The sequence below is a fragment of the Ramlibacter sp. G4-7 genome, from assembly GCF_057784995.1.
In genome coordinates this window covers 54,565-72,228 of record NZ_JBYNTT010000013.1, presented here as the reverse complement: position 1 = coordinate 72,228, position 17,664 = coordinate 54,565, and the positions used below count along the sequence as shown (strand labels likewise).

The window sequence follows — 17,664 nt, the reverse complement described above, 5'->3', positions numbered from 1 at the left end:
TCTCCGGTGGGGTCTGGTTTTCAGAGTTGGGGATCGGCGATGCGCACGGCGATGCCGTCCAGCGCATCGGTCATGACGATCTGGCACGCCAGGCGGCTGCCGGCCTCGCGCGGCGCCGCCGTGTAGTCGAGCATCTGGCTTTCGGTGTCCTCCACCGGCGGCAGCAGCGCGGCGAACGGCTCCTGCACCATCACGTGGCAGGTGGCGCAGCTCATCACGCCGCCGCAGTCGCCGACGATGCCTTCGATGTCGTGCCCGGTGGCGGCCATCATGAGGTTCTGGCCGTTGGCGACGTCGACCTCGCTGCGATCGCCGTTGGGGTGGATGTAGATGACGCGGGGCATGGCTTCAATGTCCTCCAGCAGGGTGTTGCCGTCAGTCCCCTCCGCGGGGACGTTGGTGGCGCAGTCGCTGCAGCGCAGAGCGCACCAGGCCGACGAACCCCTGCGGCATGAGGAACATGCACAGGATCAGGAAGCCGGCGAAGATCGCGGACGGCGCCGACTTCGAGATCTGGTCGGCGACATTGGGGATGAACTGGATGAAGGCCGCACCCACCAGCGCACCGGAGATGGTGCCCAGCCCGCCGACCACGGCCCCCACCAGGAAGAAGACCGAGACGAACATGCCGAAGCTGTCCGGGGCGACGAAGGCGGTGGCGATGGCGCCCAGCGAGCCGGCCACCCCGGTGTAGAGCGCGCTGATTCCGAAGGTCATTGCCTTCACGTAAGCGACGTTGACGCCCATCGCGGAGGCCGCAATCGGTTGCTCGCGGATCGCGACCGTCGCCCGGCCCAGCCGGCCGCGCAGGATGTTCCATGCGGCAGCGAACAGGACGGCCGTGATCGACAGCACCACCACGTACAGCCACTGGTCTGCGCTCAGCTTCCAGCCGAAGGGCGCCTCCGGCTTCAGCAGGGCGATGCCTTGCACGCCGCCCGTCCAGCCTTCCAGCGCCTTGTGCTTCAGCAGTTGCGGTGTCGCCAGCGCGAGCGCGAATGTCGCCAGCGCCAGGTAGTGCCCCTTCAGGCGCAGCGCCGGCCAGCCGAACAGGAAGCCGAACACGAAACACACCACCGCGGAGATCGGCAAGGTCGCCCACCAGGTGAAGTGCGCATGTTCCATCAGGATCGCGGTGACATAGGCGCCCAAGGCGTAAAGCGCGCCATGACCGAGCGAAAGCTGCCCGTTGTAGCCCACCAGCATGTTCAGGCCGAGCACAGCGATCGCGGTGATGAGGGTGCTGGTGACCAGGAAGATGCGGTAGTCGCTCAGGACGAAAGGCACGGCCACCGCTGCAGCTGCCAGCACGGCGAAGGCGATGGCGCGCCAGGGCATCCGGGCTTGGCCAGCGGTCTGCACGCGCGCGAGCGTGGCGTCTTCGGACGCGATGTACAAGGTGGACTCGTTCATACGCGCACCACCAGCTTACGGCCGAAGATTCCGGACGGCCGTACCAAGAGCACACCCACGATCACCAGCAGAGCGAGGGTCAGCTTCAGCTCGGTGCCGACGATGTAGGTGCCGGCGAGGTTCTCCAGCACTCCCACGATCAGGCCCCCGGCCACCGCGCCCCAGGGGTTGTCGATGCCACCGAGCAGCGCGGCGGCGAAGGCGTAGATCAGGACGCCGCCCATCATGTTCGGTTCGAGGAACACGACCGGTGCGACCATCAGGCCGGCAACCGCTCCGATCATCGACGACAGGCCCCATCCGAGCCCGAGCATCAGGGACACCGGAATTCCCGCCAGTCGCGAGGACACGGGGTTTTCCGCCGAAGCGCGCATCGCGAGGCCCACCTTGGTGAAGCGAAGGAAGGCATAGAGAATCCCCATGACCACGAGGACCACGCCGATCGTCCCCAGCTCGTGACCGGAGACAAGCGTCGTCCCGAACACCTTGGCGGGGAACGGGCTGGGAAAGGGTTCCAGCTGGTGGCCGAAGATCCAGCCGGCCAGCGAGTTGATGCCGATGAACAGGCCGATGAAGACGACGATCACCGACAGTTCAGGCACGTCGCCCAGCGGCCTGAGGACCAGCCGTTCGATCAGCATGCCTGCCACCAGGCCGAAGGCCAGCGTGGCGAGCGCGGCCAGCCAATAGGGCAGCCCCGCCTTGAGCAGCAGGAAAGCGATGAAGGTGGAGAACATCGCCATCTCGCCCTGGGCGAAATTGATGTGGTGGGTGGACTGGTAGATCATCACCAGCGCCAGCCCGAGACAGGCATAGATGCCGCCCATGGCGATGCCGGAGGCGATCTGTTGCAGCAGGTTGAACATGGGTGGGGTTCCTCAGAAGCCGAGATAGGAGCGGCGGATCTGCTCGTTGTCGCGCAGTTCCCGGGCAGTGCCGGACATGACCGTGCTGCCGGTCTCCAGCAGCCACGCGTGATCGGCCAGGTCCAGCGCCCGCGCGACGTTCTGTTCCACCAGCAGGATGCTCACGCCTTCCTGCTGGTTGATCACGCGCATGATTTCGAAGATCTCGCGGATGATCAGAGGCGCCAGGCCGAAGGAAGGCTCGTCGAGCAGCAGCAGCTTGGGGCGCTGCATCAGCGCGCGGCTGATCGCCAGCATCTGCTGCTCGCCGCCCGAGAGCGTGCCGGCCTGTTGCGCGCGACGCTCGCGCAACCGCGGGAAGTAGCGGAACATGCGGTCCAGGTCGGCTTCCACTTCCCTGCCATTGCGGCGCAGGTAGGCGCCGACGCGCAGGTTCTCCTCCACGCTCATATTCACCAACGTGCCGCGCCCATCGGGCACGTGCGCGATGCCGAGGGCGGCGATCTTCTCCGTTGCCAGGTTGTCGATGCGCTTGCCAGCGAAGTGGATCTCGCCCTTCGTCCGCACCATGCCGCTGAGCGCGCGCAGGGTCGTGGTCTTGCCAGCGCCGTTGGCGCCCAGGATCGTGGTGATGCCGCCGGCGGCGACTTCGAAGTCGATTCCCTTGAGCACCCGGGTGGCGCCGTAGAACGCCTCCACCTTCCTGGCTTCCAGCAGGGCGGCCATCAGGCGGTCTCCGTCCCGAGGTACGCGCGCACTACTTCCGGGTCGACCTGCACCTGTGCCGGCGGGCCGTCCGCGATCTTGCGGCCGAAGTTCATCGCCACCACCTGGTCGGACACCCGCATCACCAGGTTCAGGTGGTGCTCCACCAGCAGCACCGTGACGTGGAAGCGCTCCCGCACGTCCAGGATCAACTCGCGCAGGCCATCCACTTCCTCGTGGTTGAGGCCGGCCGCCGGCTCGTCGAGCAGCAGCAGCTTGGGGTCGGCGACCAGGGCACGCGCCATCTCCACTCGCTTGCGGGTGCCGAAGGATAGCTGCTTCACGGCCACTTCACTGACGCCGTCCAGATTCAGCAGCGCGAGCAGCCGCTCGGTGCGTTCCCGCACCTCCGCCTCCTCCCGGCGCACGGCGGGCAGGCGGAAGGCGTTGGCAAGGTAACCCGTGCCGGTGCGGCAGTGCCGCCCCACCATGACGTTCTCACGCACCGTCATGTTGGGGAACAACGCGACGTTCTGGAAGGTGCGGCCGATGCCCGACTCGGCGATCGCATGCTGCGGGCGGGCCAGCAGGTCGGCCCCATCGAAGGTGATGGCCCCAGCATGCGGCGTGTACAGCCGGCTCAGGCAGTTGAACAGGGTGGTCTTGCCGGCCCCGTTCGGGCCGATCACGCCGCAGACCTGGCCGCGGCGCACGTCGAAGGAGATGCCGTCGAGGGCGACGATGCCGCCGAAGCGTACGGACACATCGCGCACGCGCAGGAGGACTTCAGGAGATTCAGGCATGGCGTGCAGTATTCGGGCGCCCCGCTGGGGCGTCTGTCCCCTGCCGGTGGTACATGCGCCCTTGTCCCTGCGGACGGGGACAGACGCGCCCGCACCCGGTCCCTACATTCGCCCGCAGTCACCAGCGAAAGGCATTCACCATGATCGACACCGATGTCGTGGTCGTCGGCAGCGGCGCTGCCGGCCTGACCGCCGCCATCACCGCACGCAAACTGGGACTCGAAGTCCTGGTCGTGGAGAAGACGGACCTGTTCGGCGGTACCACGGCCTATTCCGGGGGGGCGCCCTGGATTCCCTGCAACCACGTGATGAAGCAGGCAGGGCTGGACGACAGCCGCGCGGCCGCCGAAACCTACCTGCATGCGGTGTTGGGCGCGCGGTATGACAACGACCTGGTGACGAGCTATCTCGACAACGCGCCCGCCATGCTGCAGTTCCTGGAGCGCCACTCGGAAGTGCGGTTCAAGCCCTTCCTGGCACCGGACTACGAGGTGCAGCCAGGTGCCGCGGTCTGCCGCACGCTGCTCACCCAGGAATTCGACGGCCGGCTGCTGGGTGAACGCCTGGCGGAACTTCGCATGCCGCTGCCGCAACTCATGCTGTTCGGCACGATGCAGGTGGAAGGCGCCGACATCCATCCCATGCGGAACGTCTTCAATACCTGGGCCGGCTTCAAGCACACCACCAAGGTCATGAAGCGCTTCGTGCTGGACCGGCTCCGACACGGCCGCGGCACCCGCATCGTCAACGGCAACGCTCTGGCGGCTCGCCTGTTCCATTCGGCAATCCAGGCCGGGGTGACGCTATGGAAGAACACGCCCGCCATCGAACTGGTGACCGAGCAGGGTACCGTGCGCGGCGTGGTCGTGGACCGCGAGGGCCAGCGCATCGAAGTGCGGGCCCGCCAGGGCGTGCTGCTCGCCACCGGCGGCTTCGGCGCGAACGAAAAATGGCGCGCGAAGTACATCCCGTTCGCCGAGCACCACCATTCGCTGCAACCCAAAGGGAACGTGGGAGATGGCATCCGCCTCGGGCTGAACGTCGGTGCCGTGCACGACCCCAGACACGCGGGCGACTGCATCTGGACACCTGTGTCCGTGCTGCACAACCCGGACGGCAGCATCACGAAGTATCCCCACATCTTCATCGACCGCGCCATGCCCGGCTGCATCGCAGTCGGGCCCGACGGTCGCCGCTTCGTCAACGAAGGCGCGTCCTACCAGAACTTCGTGGGTGCCATGCACCGCCGCGGCTTCACCAAGGTGCACCTCATCGCCGGCCGGCAGTTCCTGCGCACCTATGGCATGGGTCTGGCCAAGCCCTTTCCATTCCGGGTGGAACCCTTCATCAAGGCCGGTTACCTGGTCGAGGCACCGACGCTCGGCGAACTGGCCCGCCGCATCGGCGTGGATCCGTCCCAGCTCGAAGCCACCGTGCTTCGTTTCAACAAAGGCGCGCAGCTAGGCGACGACACCGAATTCGCGAAGGGTGGCGACCCGCATTCGCGCGCCCGCGGCGATGCAACGCACCAGCCGAACCCATCCGTGGCGCCTGTCGGTGACGGCCCTTACTACGCACTGGCGCTTCATCCGGGCGATCTGAGCACCGTGGGCGGCCTGGATACCAACGGCCGCGCGCAGGTGGTCGACGCCAGCGGTCAGCCCATTCCCGGGCTGTACGCCGCGGGGCTTGACATGAACTCGATGATGCGCGGCGGCTACCCCGGTGGCGGGTCGTCCATCGGCCCGGCCATGACCTTCGGCTACATCGCGGCGCGCCACATGGCCCGCAGCAGCGCGAAGGTCGACCAACGCCAGTTGGAGGCCGCGTAATGGACTACGGCTTGCACGGGCGGTTGATTTTCATCACCGGCGGCGGCTCCGGCATCGGCCGCGCCATCGCGCTCGAGGCGGCGCACGGAGGCGCCCGGGTCGCCGTGGTCGACGCGGTTGGCGAACGAGCGCAGCAGGTCGCGGCGGAGCTGCGCGATCTCGGAGTCCAGGCTGCCGGCGAAACCCTTGATGTGCGCGACGCCGCGGCTTGCGAGGCGGTGGTGGCCACGGTCGAAGCCAGGCTCGGCCCCATCGAAGGCATGGTGGCGTGCGCCGGCATTTCCCCGCCCTCGGCCGCCGACGTCATGGCCGACGAGATCTGGAGCCGCTGCATCGACGTCAACCTCACCGGCATGTTCCGTTCCGTGCAGGCGGTCGGAAAGCGCATGCTGCAGCGCCAGCGCGGCGCCATCGTCACCATCTCCTCGGTCGACGGCCTCGGCGGCCATGCCGGCCGGGCGCACTACAGCGCGTCGAAACATGGCGTGATCGGCCTCACGCGGGCGCTCGCCATCGAATGGGGCCGCCGCGGCGTGCGTGTGAACAGCATCGCCCCGGGCGTGGTGGACACGCCGCTACTGAAGGCCAATATCCCGCCGGACCACCTCGAGTACGCGATGGTCGACCGCAATCCCCTCGGCCGGCTGGCACGGGCGGACGAACAGGCCGGGCCCACCCTCTTCCTGCTATCCGACGCCGCAAGCTACGTCAACGGCTCGGTGCTGACCGTGGACGGCGGCTCTTCCGCGGGCTTCTTCACGCGCTGGAACGGCGCCGACTTGGGCTCGCGCGCCTTGCTCGAAGCCGGTGCCTACGGCGAATCTCCCTGAACCCTCACCCACTCCTTGCACACCATGAAAAACCTCTTCGACCTGCGCGGCGAGCGCATCCTCGTCACCGGTGCGGGCGGCGCCATCGGCAGCGCCACGGCACGGGTCTGCGCGGCGCTCGGCGCCGAGCTGTTCATCGCCGACCTGAAGGCCCCGGCCGAACTCGCCGGCGAGCTCAAGGCCAAGGCTGCGGCGCTGGACAACACCAAGCGCGACGACGTCAATGCCCTGGTGAAAGACATCGGCCAGCTCGATGCCCTGATCGACACCAGCGGCTACTACGTGAAAGGCGACTGGCTGGACGGCGGCGATGAATGGGAGCAGCTGTTCGAGCGCACCATGGCCATCAACGTCAAGGGCCCGGTGAACCTCGTGCGTGCAGTGCTGCCGGCCATGATGAAGCGCGGCACCGGCCGCATCGTCCTGACTAGTTCGATGGCCGCCCGCAATGCCGGTTCCACGCTGGCCGTGGAGCCCGCATACGCAGCGTCGAAGGGCGGCCTCTCGGCCCTGGTGCGCTACTTCGCGCGCCAGGCCGCGGCCTCGGGCGTGGTGGTGAACGGCATTGCCCCCGGCCCCATCCTAACGCCGCTGCTGGTGTCGGCGAACCAGCCGTTCACCGTGGACCAGTACCCGATGAAACGCCTGGGCCAGCCCGAGGAGATCGGCTGGCCGGCGGCCTTCCTCGCATCGCGCGGCTCCAGCTTCACCACCGGTGCGGTGCTGGACGTCAACGGCGGCATGTGCTTCTCCTGAAGCGGCCTGCCCCATGAACCACCTCGACGCGCTCTGGGACCCGGTTCGCATCGGCCACGTACAGGCGCGCAACCGCGTCTACCTGCCCGCGCACCAGGTAAGCCTGCCGCCGCCTGAATATGGCGCTTACCTGGCCGAGCGGGCGCGCGGCGGCGTCGGCCTCGTCGTGACGCACGGTTTCCACGTGACCGCGAACAGTGCCAGGCCGGGCGTTTCCCCCTGGGAGCCCGCCTGGTCGGATGCCGTCCACAAGTTCGTCACCCCGGCCAAGCAACTGGGCGTCCCCGTGTTCGTGCAGATCACGCACATGGGAGCCAGTGGCACCCGGCGAACGGACGACATCGCGCATTGGGGCTCCACGCTGGCGCCGTCTCAGATCCCGTCGCCCGTGCACCGGGCCATGCCCAAGCCGATGGAAGAGGCGGACATTGCCGAAGTGATCGCCGGATTTGCAGCGACCGCGGCCAACGTAAAGGCCGGTGGCGGCGACGGCGTGGAGATCCACGGCTCGCATGGTTACCTGGTGAGCAACTTCCTCTCGCCGTACTGGAACAGGCGCGACGATGCCTGGGGCGGTGATACCGAGCGGCGGGCGCGCCTGGCCGTGCAGATTGGCAAGGCCGTGCGCAAGCGTTGCGGCAGCGACTTCGTCGTGGGGATGAAGCTGAGCCTGGACGAGTACCTTGGTGACGGCGGCACCACCCCGGACGAAACGATCCGGGTGCTGCGCATCCTCGAGCAGCACAAGCTGTTCGACTACGTCTGCCTCTCTCACACCGACTACCACCAGAACCACAAGCTGGTGCCGCCGCAGTCCAGCGGCGAGACGGCGCCGCTGGCGAACAACGCGGCGCGCGTGCGCGAGGCACTGGCGGGCCGCATCCCCCTCTTGATCCAGGGGTCCGTACGCAACCTCGAAAAGGCGGCGGAGATCGTGCAGCGCGGCCAGTCCGACCTGGTCGGCCTCGTGCGGGCCCACATCGCCGATCCCGAACTCGTGAACAAGGCGCGGGAAGGCCGTGCCTCCGAAACGCGGCGCTGTGTCGGCGCCAACCAGGGTTGCTGGCGGCGCCTGGGCCAGAACGTGAGCTGCACCGTCAATCCCTCGGCCGGCCGGGAGCTGCAATTCGGCGTGGCCTTGGCGAAGGCGGCGCCTTCGGCAAAGAAGGTCCTGGTGATCGGCGGCGGACCCGGTGGCCTGAAGTTCGCCGACACGGCGGCTTCGCGCGGGCACCAGGTGACGTTGTGGGAGCGCAGCACCCAACTAGGGGGCCAGATCCGCAAGGCCGGCCAGTTGCCGGACTACGCTTCCTGGAATTTCCTGGTCGACGACCTGGCCGCTTCAGTAAAGCGCCGCGGCGTCACCGTCGCCCTGGGAAAGGAAGCAACGGCCGACGAAGTTGCGGCGTTCGGGGCCGACGAGGTGATCGTGGCCACGGGCGCCCGCTGGCAGACCACTGGGTTCTCGATGTTTCGTACCGACCGGGATGCGATCCCCGGTGCCGGACTGCCTCACGTGATCGATCCGCTGAACGCGCTGGAGCAGCTGTCCTCGTGTGGCCGCAACGTCCTGGTCGTGGACGACAACGGCGACTACCTGCCGCTCGGACTGGCGCGCCTGCTGGCGCAAGATGGCCGGAAGGTGACGGTCGTCAGCGCAGACGCCATGCTGGGACGCAAGCTGGAAGCCACGGGGGACTGGCCGTGGCTGATGCCTCGTGCCGCGGCCGTGGGCATCGCCATGAAGCCTTCCACCACGGTGGAGCGCATCGAAGCCGGCCTGGCCACTCTGCGCAGCACCCTGGGTGGGCCGACGGAAAGCATTGCCGCCGACACCGTCGTGCTGTGCATGCTGCGCACCAGCGACGATTCTCTGTACCGCCAGCTCAAGGCGCGTGGCCTGCTGGTGCGCCGCATCGGCGATTGCATCGCGCCGCGGGAGGTAGACGACGCAGTGCTGGAGGGATTCCGCGAGGCGCACGCGTTGGGCTGAGCTCCTGCTCAGTCCTCCTGCGCGAAGGCGAGCAGGCGATCGCCGAACAGGGTCGACCACTCCTGCGCAGTGAGCTGGGCGCGCGCCTGGGTGTACTTGGCGCGCTCTTCGCCGTGGATGGCGTCGACAGCCCGTAAGACCGCCGGACGTTCGCCGATGGCCTGCATCCACCGGGTGAGCGACGGAAAGTCGTCCGCAACAATCCCGACGAACGACAGGCTGGCTGCCCACGGGTAGCACGCAATGTCGGCGATGCTGTATTTGTCTGCGAGGAACTCGCTTGCCCGCAGGCGTCGCTCGAGGACTTCGACCAAGCGCCGCGCCTCCCGGCTGTAGCGTTCGATGCCGTACGACTGGCCCTCGGGCGCGTAGCGGATGAAGTGGTTGGCCTGTCCGAGCATCGGGCCAAGCCCCGCCACCTGCCAGAACAGCCATTGAAGCGCCACCTGCCGGCGCCCAGTCCTGCGGCAACAGGCGGCCACCCTTTTCCGCCAGGTACATCAGGATGGCGCCCGACTCGAACACCGGCAGAGCGCCACCGCCATCCATCGGCTCGTGGTCGACGATCGCCGGCAGCTTCGCATTGGGATTGATCCGGCGGAACGCGGGCGTCTGGTGCGTGCCCGCGTACATGTCGTACTTGACCAGGCGGTAGGCGAGTCCGAGTTCTTCCATGGCGATGGCGATCTTGAGGTTGTTGCTGGTCGGGACGTAGTGAAGGTCGATCATGGCTGGCCTGCATTGCTGGGTCGCACAAAAGGAAAGGGCCGCACATGCGGCCCCACGCTCGCTTCGGGTCCGATGTTCCTAGCGCTCGATGGTGATCAGCTCGCTCATCGGCTTCCAGGCCTTGCCGTCGAAGGAGGCCAAGCGCGCCTGCCGGATGGGGTAGTAGTCGTCCTGGCGGAAGTTGATCTTCATGCCGGGCAGCAGCATGCCCAGCTCCACGTCCTTCAGGCCCTGGATCTGCTTGAGAAGGTTCTCGCGCGTGAGGTTGTCGCCGCAGCGCTCCAGCGCCAGCGCGACCAGTTGGGCGCCCATGTAGGTGTAGACCGAGGTGGTATCGCCGGGGTTGTCGTTGGGCAGGTACTTCTTGAAGAAGGCCAGGTAGTCCTGCATCGCCTTGTCGTTCGTCCAGGTCGGATCCGACGGCGTCTTGAACCAGTAGCTGGAGACCAGGCCCACCGAGTTGTCCAAGCCCGCCGGTTCCAGCACGCCCGTGATCGAGCTCGACACGTACGGCACGATGTAGAAGGGTTTCCAGCCGATGGCTGCCACCTTCTTGATCGCCTGCGCCTGCGCCTTGTTGGAGGTGAACACCACCAGGGTGTCGGCGCCGGAAGCCTGCAGCTGCAGGATCTGCGTGTCCACCGTGGGATCCGACATTTCCTGGCTGACTTCCTTCACGATGTTGGAGGCCTTGGGCCCAAGCGCCGCGCGGAAGCCGCGGATGTAGGATTTGCCCACGTCATCGTTCTGGTACAGGACGCCGATCTTCGCGTTTGGCTTGGACTGGGCGAGGTACTTGCCGTAGATCGAGCCTTCGATGTCATATGCGAACGAGAACGGCACGGTCCACGGCGTGGCCTTGGAGTCGTGCAGCGCCGGGCTCGATGCATAAAACAGCAGCTGCGGTACGTGCTTGGCATTCAGGTACTTCTGCACCGAGCTCTGGGCGGCCGTGCCCATGGAGTTGACCATCGCCAGCACCTGGTCGGACTCGACCAGCTTGCGCGTGACTTCCACCGTCTTGGGAGGACTGTAGGCGTCGTCGACGGAGAGCAGGTTGATCTTGCGCCCGTTGATGCCACCCTTGGTTTCGTTGAGCATCTTGAAGTAGGCGACCGACATGCGGCCCACCATCGAATAGGCGGAGCCCGGTCCGCTGTACGCCACCGTCTGACCAAGCTTGATCTCGGTGTCGCTGACGCCCGGGCCGTAGTTTTTCTGGGCCTGTGCGGGAACTGCCACCGCAAGAGCGGTGCCGGCCAGCAAGGCGACGAGGGATGCGCGCATGGAGTCTCCTGGGTTCGAGGGGTCTGGTGATGCGAGTAAATCAAGGCGAACCCGCAGCGTCTGTCCCCATGGGGAGTGACAGGGCCCCCGACAGGGGGACAGACGCCCACGTGGCCACCCCCTAGATTTGCTGTCATCCAAGCGTCCGAGGAGCCTGCCGCATGACCCCTACCGCCGAAGCACCCGCATTGAGCGAAGTGCCCGTGCTCGACATCGATCCCTACGCCATCGACGTCCTGCGCGACCCTTATGCCTTCCACGAGGCACTGCGTGAAGCCGGTCCCATCGCTTTTATCAAGCCGCACGGCGTCTACGCGGTGGGGCGGCATGCAGAAGCGAAGGAAGTGCTGGCCGACCACGCCCGCTTCACCAATGCCGGCGGCATCGGCATCCAGGACATCCGCAAGCCGGGGGACTTTCGAATTCCCAGTCGCCTGCTGGAGTCGGACCCCCCCAACCACACGAAGATCCGCTCGGTCGTCACGCGCCTGTTGTCCCCGTTGGTGATCCGCAAGTGGAAAGATGCGTTCCAGGCAAAGGCAGAACGCCTCGTCGACCAATTGGTGGAACAGCGCGAGTTCGACGGAGTGGAGGATTGCGTGGAGCGCTTCGTCCTCGAGGCCTTTCCCGGCGCGGTGGGCGTGCGCCTTCCACGCACGGAGACCCTTGCGATCGGCGAGATGCGCTTCAACCAGAGCGGGCCGAAGAACGAGCTGTTCGAGCGCGCGATGCTGAACGCCCAGCCCTATCTCGCATGGTTCGAGGAAAGCGTCTCGCGCCAGGGGGTGCTGCCCGACTCGATCGCCTCGATGTTGTTCGAGGCGGAAGACGCCGGGCAACTGGATGAGGGCGTTGCTTCCAACGTGGTGCGCAGCTTCGTCGGCGGCGGCACCGACTCGACCATTGCCGGTATCGGCTTCACGCTGCACCAGCTCGCGCGCAACCCGCATCAGTGGCAGCGGCTGCGCGCCGACCCCGCCAAGGTGAAGGCGGCCTTCGAAGAGGGGATCCGCCACGAGACTCCGTTCCAGGTGACCTACCGCACCACGAAGGGCGAAACCCAACTCTCCGGCATGCGGCTGGAAGCGGACACCAAGGTCGGTGTTTTCCTCGGGGCAGCCAACCGGGATCCGCGCCAGTTCGCGAACGCGGACACCTTTGATGTGGATCGCCCGCAGCTCGCCGGCAACCACGTGGCCTTGGGGACGGGCATCCACGCCTGCATCGGCCAAATGATCGCCCGGGCCGAATCGGAAGCGCTGCTGGGCGCGCTCTGCCGCCGTGTAGAACGGCTGGAATTGACTGCTCCCGCCACGTACCGCCCGATCAACCAGATGCGCATGCTGGACAAGCTGCCCATCCGCATCCACGCTGCCTGACGGCGCCTTGACCCGCCTGAACATGCGCGCGGCCTACTACACGCGTCCGGGTGCGGCGTCCGAGGTCATCCAGGTGGGCGAGCAGCCCCCGCCGGCGCCTCGCCCGGGCGAGGTGCTTGTGCGGGTGCACACCTCGGGAGTGAACCCTTCGGATTGGAAGAACCGCAGGCGCGCCCTCATTGCACCCTTGATCATTCCGCACAGTGACGGCGCCGGAGTGATCGAGGCTGTGGGCCAGGGAATCCCTGCAGGGCGAGTCGGCGAGCGCGTCTGGACCTGGAACGCCCAGTGGAAGCGCGCCTTCGGCACGGCAGCCGAATACGTGGCGCTGCCATCGGAACAAGCTGTGCGCCTGCCAGACCTTGTGGGATTCGCTGAAGCGGCCTGCTTCGGGATTCCGCTGTTTTCCGCAGTTCAGGCGGTGCGCCTGGCCCAGCTCGAGCCGGGGATACGCGTCTTGATTCCCGGCGGCGCCGGGGCAGTGGGCCACTACGCGATCCAGCTTGCCAAATTGCGCGGCGCCGAAGTCATTACCACTGTCAGCTCACCTCGGAAGGCCGAGCACGCAGCGAACGCCGGCGCCGATCACGTGATCGACTACCGCAACGAGGACGTCGCTGCGCGCGTGCAGGCCATCACCGCAGGGGCAGGCGTCGACTGCGTGCTGGAAGTAGATCTCGCCAGGAACGCGGCAAGCTATCCCCAGACGCTGCGGCGCGGCGCGCGCGTGGTGATCTACGGAACCTCCGGAGCGGAAGCCGTGCTGCCTGCAGTGACGCTGATCCAGAAGAGCGCCAGCCTGCACTTTTTCATGATCTATGACATCTCGGCCAGCGACCGGACCGATGGCGTGGCTCACATCGGCCGGCTGCTGGAAGGCAAGCAACTCAAGCACACCATCGGCCACACCCTGCCCCTCGATGAGACCGCACGAGCCCACGAACTGGTGGAGGCGGGCGAGGTGCTCGGAAACGTCGTACTGACGGTGATCTGACCGTGTGGAGCGGAGCGCCGCCATTCGGGACGTCTTTCTCCCATCCTGCCGTCAAGGAGCTTCCATGCTTTTTCTCGTCGATATCACCCCCTCCTTCCCCCATGAGTGGTCGAAGGCGAAGCTCGTCGAGATGCTGGCGCTGGAAACGGCTGCGGCCATCGAATTGATGGAAAAGGGAATCTTGCTTCGCATCGACCGGGTCGTCGGCCGCGGGGGCAACTTCAGCCTCTGGCAGACGGACAGTGTCGAGCAACTCGACTCCGTCATCGCTGCGCTGCCGCTCGCTCCTTACATCAAAATATCAGTCACTCCATTGATGAAGCATCGGGTGCAGATTGCCTACGAAGAGCTCAAGTCGAAGTCCGCGGTCTGAGGGAACGTTGCCGGCGCCGTTCGTAGAGCGACCGTACCCGAGGTCGTCCTCCAGAATGGAAAGCGCGGGAAATGCGGAGTGACGTGACCCTAACGGTCCACCGGTGCACGGCGGGGGCATCGGTGCCCAAAGCGGCCTTGAAGACCGCATCGGCGCTTGCCCATGAGGGCCCTTTACGGCACCGACGTACTCACAAAATGCGGCCGCCCCAACGGGGGCCTGAAGGGTGCGTGAGCAGCGGACTGTGAATCCGTAGGTCGAGTGTTCGCCGCCTGATGAAGAGCGCCGCGACCTGCAGCGGCGCGGCGTCCAGGTCAGCATCGAGGACAGGGCCGCGGAGGAGCCGGCTGGCGCCGAGTCCGCCGCAAGCGTGCCTGGCGGCCGGTCCGGCTCAGACCACCTTCTGCAGGGCCTCGTCCACCCAGCCGCGCGCCCCGGTCCCTTCGGCGATCGCCTTTTCCCACATCTGTTCCATCGCGGCGGCGTCTTCGGCCTTGGCAATGAGGCCGGCGGCATCGGCCCTCGGCACCACCAGCACGCCATCGAGGTCCGCTGCGATCAGGTCGCCGGACGCGACGGTCACGCCGGCGCAGGAGATCGGATAGCCGATCTCGCCCGGGCCGGACTTGAAGGGGCCGTTGGGCGTCGCGCCGCGGGCGACTACGCCGATGTCGAGGGCGGCCAGTTCCTCCACATCGCGGATCGCGCCGTCCACCACGATGGCGAGGATTCCGCGCGACTTCGCATAGCTGCTCATCATGGCGCCGATGATGGCAGTGCGCAGTTCGCCGCCCGCGTCGACGACGACCACGTCGCCCGGCTTGGCCAGGTCGAGCGCCTTGTGCAGCATCAGGTTGTCGCCGGGACGGACCTTGACGGTGAGCGCCGGGCCGACGAATTTCTTCTTGCCGCCGTACTGCGTGAAGCCGGCGCTGAAGCACTGCAGGCGCCGGGACACGTCGCCGATCACGGCCACGGGGATCTTTCGGGCGCGTTCCAGGAGCGCCTGGTCGACGCTCGCGTAGTCCATGTTGATCCGGAAGCCGGGCTGGGTGAGGTTCATGATGTTCCTTGGGATGTCTTGGTTTGTCGGGCGCGTCATTCGAGCTTCAAGCCCGCCTTGCCGATGATGTCGGCCCATTCGGCCGTTTCCCGCGTGATCTGCTTGCCGAGATCGGCGCCGGTGGCGAAGTACGGCGTCATGCCGACGTCCACCAGGCGCTTGCGCACCTGCTCGTTCGCGAGGATCTTGCGCGTGGCGTCCTCGACGCGGTGCAGGATCTCCGGCGGCGTGCCCTTCGGGGCATACAGGCCCAGCCAGAACAGGGCTTCGTAGTTCGGCAACCCCTGCTCCGCCACGGTGGGCACGTCCGGCAGGTCCGGCGAGCGCTTCGCCGCGGTGATGCCCAGGGGCCGGATCTGCCCCGCCTTGATGCGCGGGAATGCCGACGCCGTCGTGTCGAACATGAGGTCGGTGTCACCCGCGAGCAGGCCGGTCACGGCCAGCGACGTACCGCGGTACGGCACGTGCATCAGCTTCGCCCCCGACATGGCCTGGAACATTTCAGCGGCGAGGTGCACGCTCGTCCCGTTGCCGCCCGAGCCGTAGGTGATGGAGCCCGGCTTCGCGCGCGCGGCAGCCAGCAGGTCCTTGACGTCCTTGTACGGCGAGGTCGGCTTCACGACCATGATGTGAGAGCCGGCGGAAACGCGCACCACCGGGTCGAAATGCTTCAGCGGGTCGTAAGGCAGGTTCTTGTACAGGATCTTGTGCGAGGTCATGAGCGTGTTGCCCGTGATCACGAACGTGTAGCCGTCCGCCGGCGCGCGCATCGCGGCCTGCACGCCGATCACGCCGGCCGCGCCTTCGCGGTTGTCGACCACCGCGCTGCCGCCCAGGGCCTTGCCGAGTTCCTCGGCCAGCACGCGCCCTGCAATGTCGGTCGCTCCACCGGCCGTGAAAGGCACGATGATCTTGATGGGGCGATCGGGGTAGTCGGCGGCGTGGCCCGCGAACGAAAGCCAAGCGCTTGCACCGATGGCCAGGGTCCGCGCCATGGCGGCCAGGCGTTTCTTGGGGAAGGTCAACTCTGTCTCCTCGTGACCGCAAACTGCAGCGGCCGGGAGACTGTACTTCAATCCCTCGAGAGGAAAAGGACCGCCACTTTGGTTGTCTACCGGCGCACGTTCGGGCGACTCCGGCGGCCGAAGAGCCGTCGACATCGCGTGCGGGTTCGCCGCCGGCGCGGCGCCAGAATTTCCTTGGCGCGGGTTTGGCCTTGCTCGCGCGGCAGGGCGGCTGGCTGGCATGGAGGCTCGTCACGCGCTGAGCGGCGAGCTGCGCGCAGGCTGGCGGATACTTGCCTACACCGCCCGGTGAGAGCGGAGCAAAGACGCAAAGGGCTTACTCAGCCGCAAGCGCCGCCGGTACGTTGCCTGGTCCCTGGTTCGAGTTGTGGCTCATGATGGCGGCGCGGATGTTCTTCTTCTGTCCCTGCAGCACCGTGAACGTGCAGTAGCCCACCATGCCCGGCAGGGGCACCGCCTGCAGGACCGCGCACTGGCGCCCGCCGAAGTTGATCGCCCCCGGCGGCAGCGTGCACCTCTGGCTGGCGATGACGGTGCCGTCGGTGTCGTGCATCTCGATGTCGAGTGTCGCCTGCTTCGTGCCGACGTTGGCGGCGACGCAGGCGAGCGATGTGCCAAGCGTGAGGGGCGGAGTGGCGAGGGGCGTGCGGTTGTCGCCGTCGTCGCCGTGGACGCTGCCGGCCGCGCAAACGATGCACAAGGCGAACAGCCGAGCCAGCCGTGGCCGATGTGAAGTTGCCCGAAGCATGACGACCTCCTTCAGGAGTTGGAAGGCAAATCTAGGCCGTGGACGCGGCAATGGCAAAGCGCCCGTCACGATGGGGCGCGCTGGCAATGAGCAGGCAGCAAAGTCGGTTGTTGCCGCTTCCAACGCTTTGCACCTGCGCTTTGCTGTCTCGGTCGCTTTCCCAAAAGCAACCCGGCCGAAGCCGGGTCGAAGGTGAACAGCAAGGAGAGAAGAGCGAGAGCAGAGCTAAGCGGTGCACCCACGTGCGTTTGGCTCACCAACGACGCATCTACTGCACAAACGTTGCCACAGGGCGGATTAGTCCAGAGGCATCGGTAAAGGCTCTCAGGCGGTGCCCGAATCCAGCCTGCCATCGATGTCTGCAACTTGGGGTCCCCCGCGAAAGGGAGTGTCCGGGGGCTGCCGTGGCGCGGCCGGGCTACCCAGCTCCTCAGACGCAGGAGACCTCATCAGTCTACTCTCAGGCTGCGAGCGCACATAGCAAAAAAAGACGCCAAACCCAACGCGGCTGTTGGCCCGGGCCGCAGCGGTCACGACGTTGCGGCGCCATCGGGGGACATCCTCCGGAGATGCTGGCGCCCGGCCGCGGCACGTTGTAAGCTCAACTGGGGGCGCCGAAGAATGCGCGCAATGGCATCGTCGATCAGGGGACTGCTGGAAGATCTGCGTTCGGCTCAATCCGAGCTGACCGCGATGCAGCACGCGCTGATCAGCGCGACGGAAAGACTCGACACCGAAGAGATCGCCAGAAGGCAAGCGGCCGTCGATGCCCAAGGCGAGATCGTCATGGCAATTCTGGAGCGCCTGCTGCAGGCGCTGCGCGCCCAAGGCTCTCCACCTGCTCCCCACTAGCGAAGCGCCGATCCAG

18 protein-coding genes and 1 pseudogene are annotated in these 17,664 nt (G+C 66.7%); 8 read left to right on the top strand and 11 right to left on the bottom strand.

What is annotated here, in order from left to right; all coding sequences use genetic code 11:
• Positions 1-20: 20 nt before the first annotated feature.
• The 5 genes from AC3EGR_RS18155 to AC3EGR_RS18135 are packed head-to-tail and all read right to left on the bottom strand — an operon-like array spanning position 21 to position 3,787.
• Positions 21-344 (bottom strand): 2Fe-2S iron-sulfur cluster-binding protein, encoded by a 324-nt coding sequence (locus tag AC3EGR_RS18155; RefSeq protein WP_488547916.1) that lies wholly within the window; start codon positions 342-344, stop codon positions 21-23.
• Positions 345-375: 31 nt separating this feature from the next.
• On the bottom strand, positions 376-1,413 hold the full coding sequence (locus AC3EGR_RS18150) for a branched-chain amino acid ABC transporter permease (RefSeq protein ID WP_488547915.1): 1,038 nt from the start codon (positions 1,411-1,413) through the stop codon (positions 376-378).
• On the bottom strand, positions 1,410-2,279 hold the full coding sequence (locus AC3EGR_RS18145; RefSeq protein WP_488547914.1) for a branched-chain amino acid ABC transporter permease: 870 nt from the start codon (positions 2,277-2,279) through the stop codon (positions 1,410-1,412). Before AC3EGR_RS18145 ends, AC3EGR_RS18150 begins: the two co-directional genes overlap by 4 nt.
• A gap of 12 nt (positions 2,280-2,291) precedes the next feature.
• Complete coding sequence (locus tag AC3EGR_RS18140) at positions 2,292-3,005, bottom strand: ABC transporter ATP-binding protein (RefSeq protein ID WP_488547913.1); 714 nt, start codon at positions 3,003-3,005, stop codon at positions 2,292-2,294.
• Positions 3,005-3,787: an ABC transporter ATP-binding protein gene (locus tag AC3EGR_RS18135; RefSeq protein ID WP_488547912.1), complete on the bottom strand. Its 783-nt coding sequence runs from the start codon at positions 3,785-3,787 to the stop codon at positions 3,005-3,007. The genes AC3EGR_RS18140 and AC3EGR_RS18135 overlap by 1 nt, the downstream gene beginning before the upstream one ends.
• Positions 3,788-3,840: 53 nt before the next feature.
• On the opposite strand from AC3EGR_RS18135, the gene AC3EGR_RS18130 reads away from it, so the two are divergent.
• Genes AC3EGR_RS18130 through AC3EGR_RS18115 form a run of 4 tightly spaced genes read left to right on the top strand, consistent with a single transcriptional unit; the run spans position 3,841 to position 9,198 of the window.
• The gene (locus AC3EGR_RS18130) at positions 3,841-5,619 is read left to right on the top strand and encodes an FAD-dependent oxidoreductase (RefSeq protein WP_488547911.1); all 1,779 of its coding nucleotides are present in this window, start codon (positions 3,841-3,843) and stop codon (positions 5,617-5,619) included.
• Positions 5,619-6,449: an SDR family NAD(P)-dependent oxidoreductase gene (locus AC3EGR_RS18125; protein WP_488547910.1), complete on the top strand. Its 831-nt coding sequence runs from the start codon at positions 5,619-5,621 to the stop codon at positions 6,447-6,449. Before AC3EGR_RS18130 ends, AC3EGR_RS18125 begins: the two co-directional genes overlap by 1 nt.
• Before the next feature lie 24 nt (positions 6,450-6,473).
• Positions 6,474-7,205, top strand: a complete 732-nt coding sequence (locus AC3EGR_RS18120; protein ID WP_488547909.1) for an SDR family NAD(P)-dependent oxidoreductase — start codon at positions 6,474-6,476, stop codon at positions 7,203-7,205.
• A 13-nt stretch (positions 7,206-7,218) separates the two neighbouring features.
• Entirely contained in the window at positions 7,219-9,198 is a 1,980-nt protein-coding gene (locus tag AC3EGR_RS18115) for an oxidoreductase (RefSeq protein WP_488547908.1), read from the top strand.
• Positions 9,199-9,206: 8 nt separating this feature from the next.
• Here AC3EGR_RS18115 and AC3EGR_RS18110 read toward each other — a convergent pair whose 3' ends face one another.
• The 3 genes and pseudogenes from AC3EGR_RS18110 to AC3EGR_RS18100 form a co-directional block, all read right to left on the bottom strand.
• Positions 9,207-9,644: a glutathione binding-like protein gene (locus tag AC3EGR_RS18110; protein WP_488547907.1), complete on the bottom strand. Its 438-nt coding sequence runs from the start codon at positions 9,642-9,644 to the stop codon at positions 9,207-9,209.
• A gap of 97 nt (positions 9,645-9,741) precedes the next feature.
• A pseudogene (locus tag AC3EGR_RS18105) lies at positions 9,742-9,873 on the bottom strand (thioredoxin domain-containing protein); the annotation flags it as partial.
• A 132-nt stretch (positions 9,874-10,005) separates the two neighbouring features.
• A complete protein-coding gene (locus AC3EGR_RS18100) occupies positions 10,006-11,214 on the bottom strand; it encodes an ABC transporter substrate-binding protein (protein ID WP_488547906.1) in 1,209 nt (402 codons plus the stop codon).
• A 161-nt stretch (positions 11,215-11,375) separates the two neighbouring features.
• Between AC3EGR_RS18100 and AC3EGR_RS18095 the strand changes: the two genes are divergently transcribed.
• The 3 genes from AC3EGR_RS18095 to AC3EGR_RS18085 all read left to right on the top strand — a co-directional run bounded on the left by AC3EGR_RS18095 (position 11,376) and on the right by AC3EGR_RS18085 (position 13,960).
• Positions 11,376-12,593, top strand: coding sequence for a cytochrome P450 (locus AC3EGR_RS18095; protein WP_488547905.1), 1,218 nt, complete (start codon positions 11,376-11,378; stop codon positions 12,591-12,593).
• A 7-nt stretch (positions 12,594-12,600) separates the two neighbouring features.
• The gene (locus AC3EGR_RS18090; protein ID WP_488547904.1) at positions 12,601-13,587 is read left to right on the top strand and encodes an NADPH:quinone reductase; all 987 of its coding nucleotides are present in this window, start codon (positions 12,601-12,603) and stop codon (positions 13,585-13,587) included.
• 64 nt (positions 13,588-13,651) lie between these two features.
• On the top strand, positions 13,652-13,960 hold the full coding sequence (locus AC3EGR_RS18085; RefSeq protein ID WP_488547903.1) for a muconolactone Delta-isomerase: 309 nt from the start codon (positions 13,652-13,654) through the stop codon (positions 13,958-13,960).
• A gap of 391 nt (positions 13,961-14,351) precedes the next feature.
• Here the strand turns inward: AC3EGR_RS18085 and AC3EGR_RS18080 are convergent, their stop codons facing one another.
• From AC3EGR_RS18080 to AC3EGR_RS18070, 3 genes are all read right to left on the bottom strand, one after another.
• Positions 14,352-15,023 carry an RraA family protein gene (locus tag AC3EGR_RS18080; protein WP_488547902.1) on the bottom strand — a complete coding sequence of 224 codons (672 nt, stop codon included), beginning with the start codon at positions 15,021-15,023 and terminating at the stop codon, positions 14,352-14,354.
• Positions 15,024-15,058: 35 nt separating this feature from the next.
• Positions 15,059-16,048 carry a Bug family tripartite tricarboxylate transporter substrate binding protein gene (locus AC3EGR_RS18075; protein WP_488547901.1) on the bottom strand — a complete coding sequence of 330 codons (990 nt, stop codon included), beginning with the start codon at positions 16,046-16,048 and terminating at the stop codon, positions 15,059-15,061.
• Between the two features lie 316 nt (positions 16,049-16,364).
• A complete protein-coding gene (locus AC3EGR_RS18070) occupies positions 16,365-16,748 on the bottom strand; it encodes a hypothetical protein (protein WP_488547900.1) in 384 nt (127 codons plus the stop codon).
• 678 nt (positions 16,749-17,426) lie between these two features.
• Between AC3EGR_RS18070 and AC3EGR_RS18065 the strand changes: the two genes are divergently transcribed.
• Positions 17,427-17,648: a hypothetical protein gene (locus AC3EGR_RS18065; RefSeq protein ID WP_488547899.1), complete on the top strand. Its 222-nt coding sequence runs from the start codon at positions 17,427-17,429 to the stop codon at positions 17,646-17,648.
• The last annotated feature ends 16 nt before the right edge of the window (positions 17,649-17,664 follow it).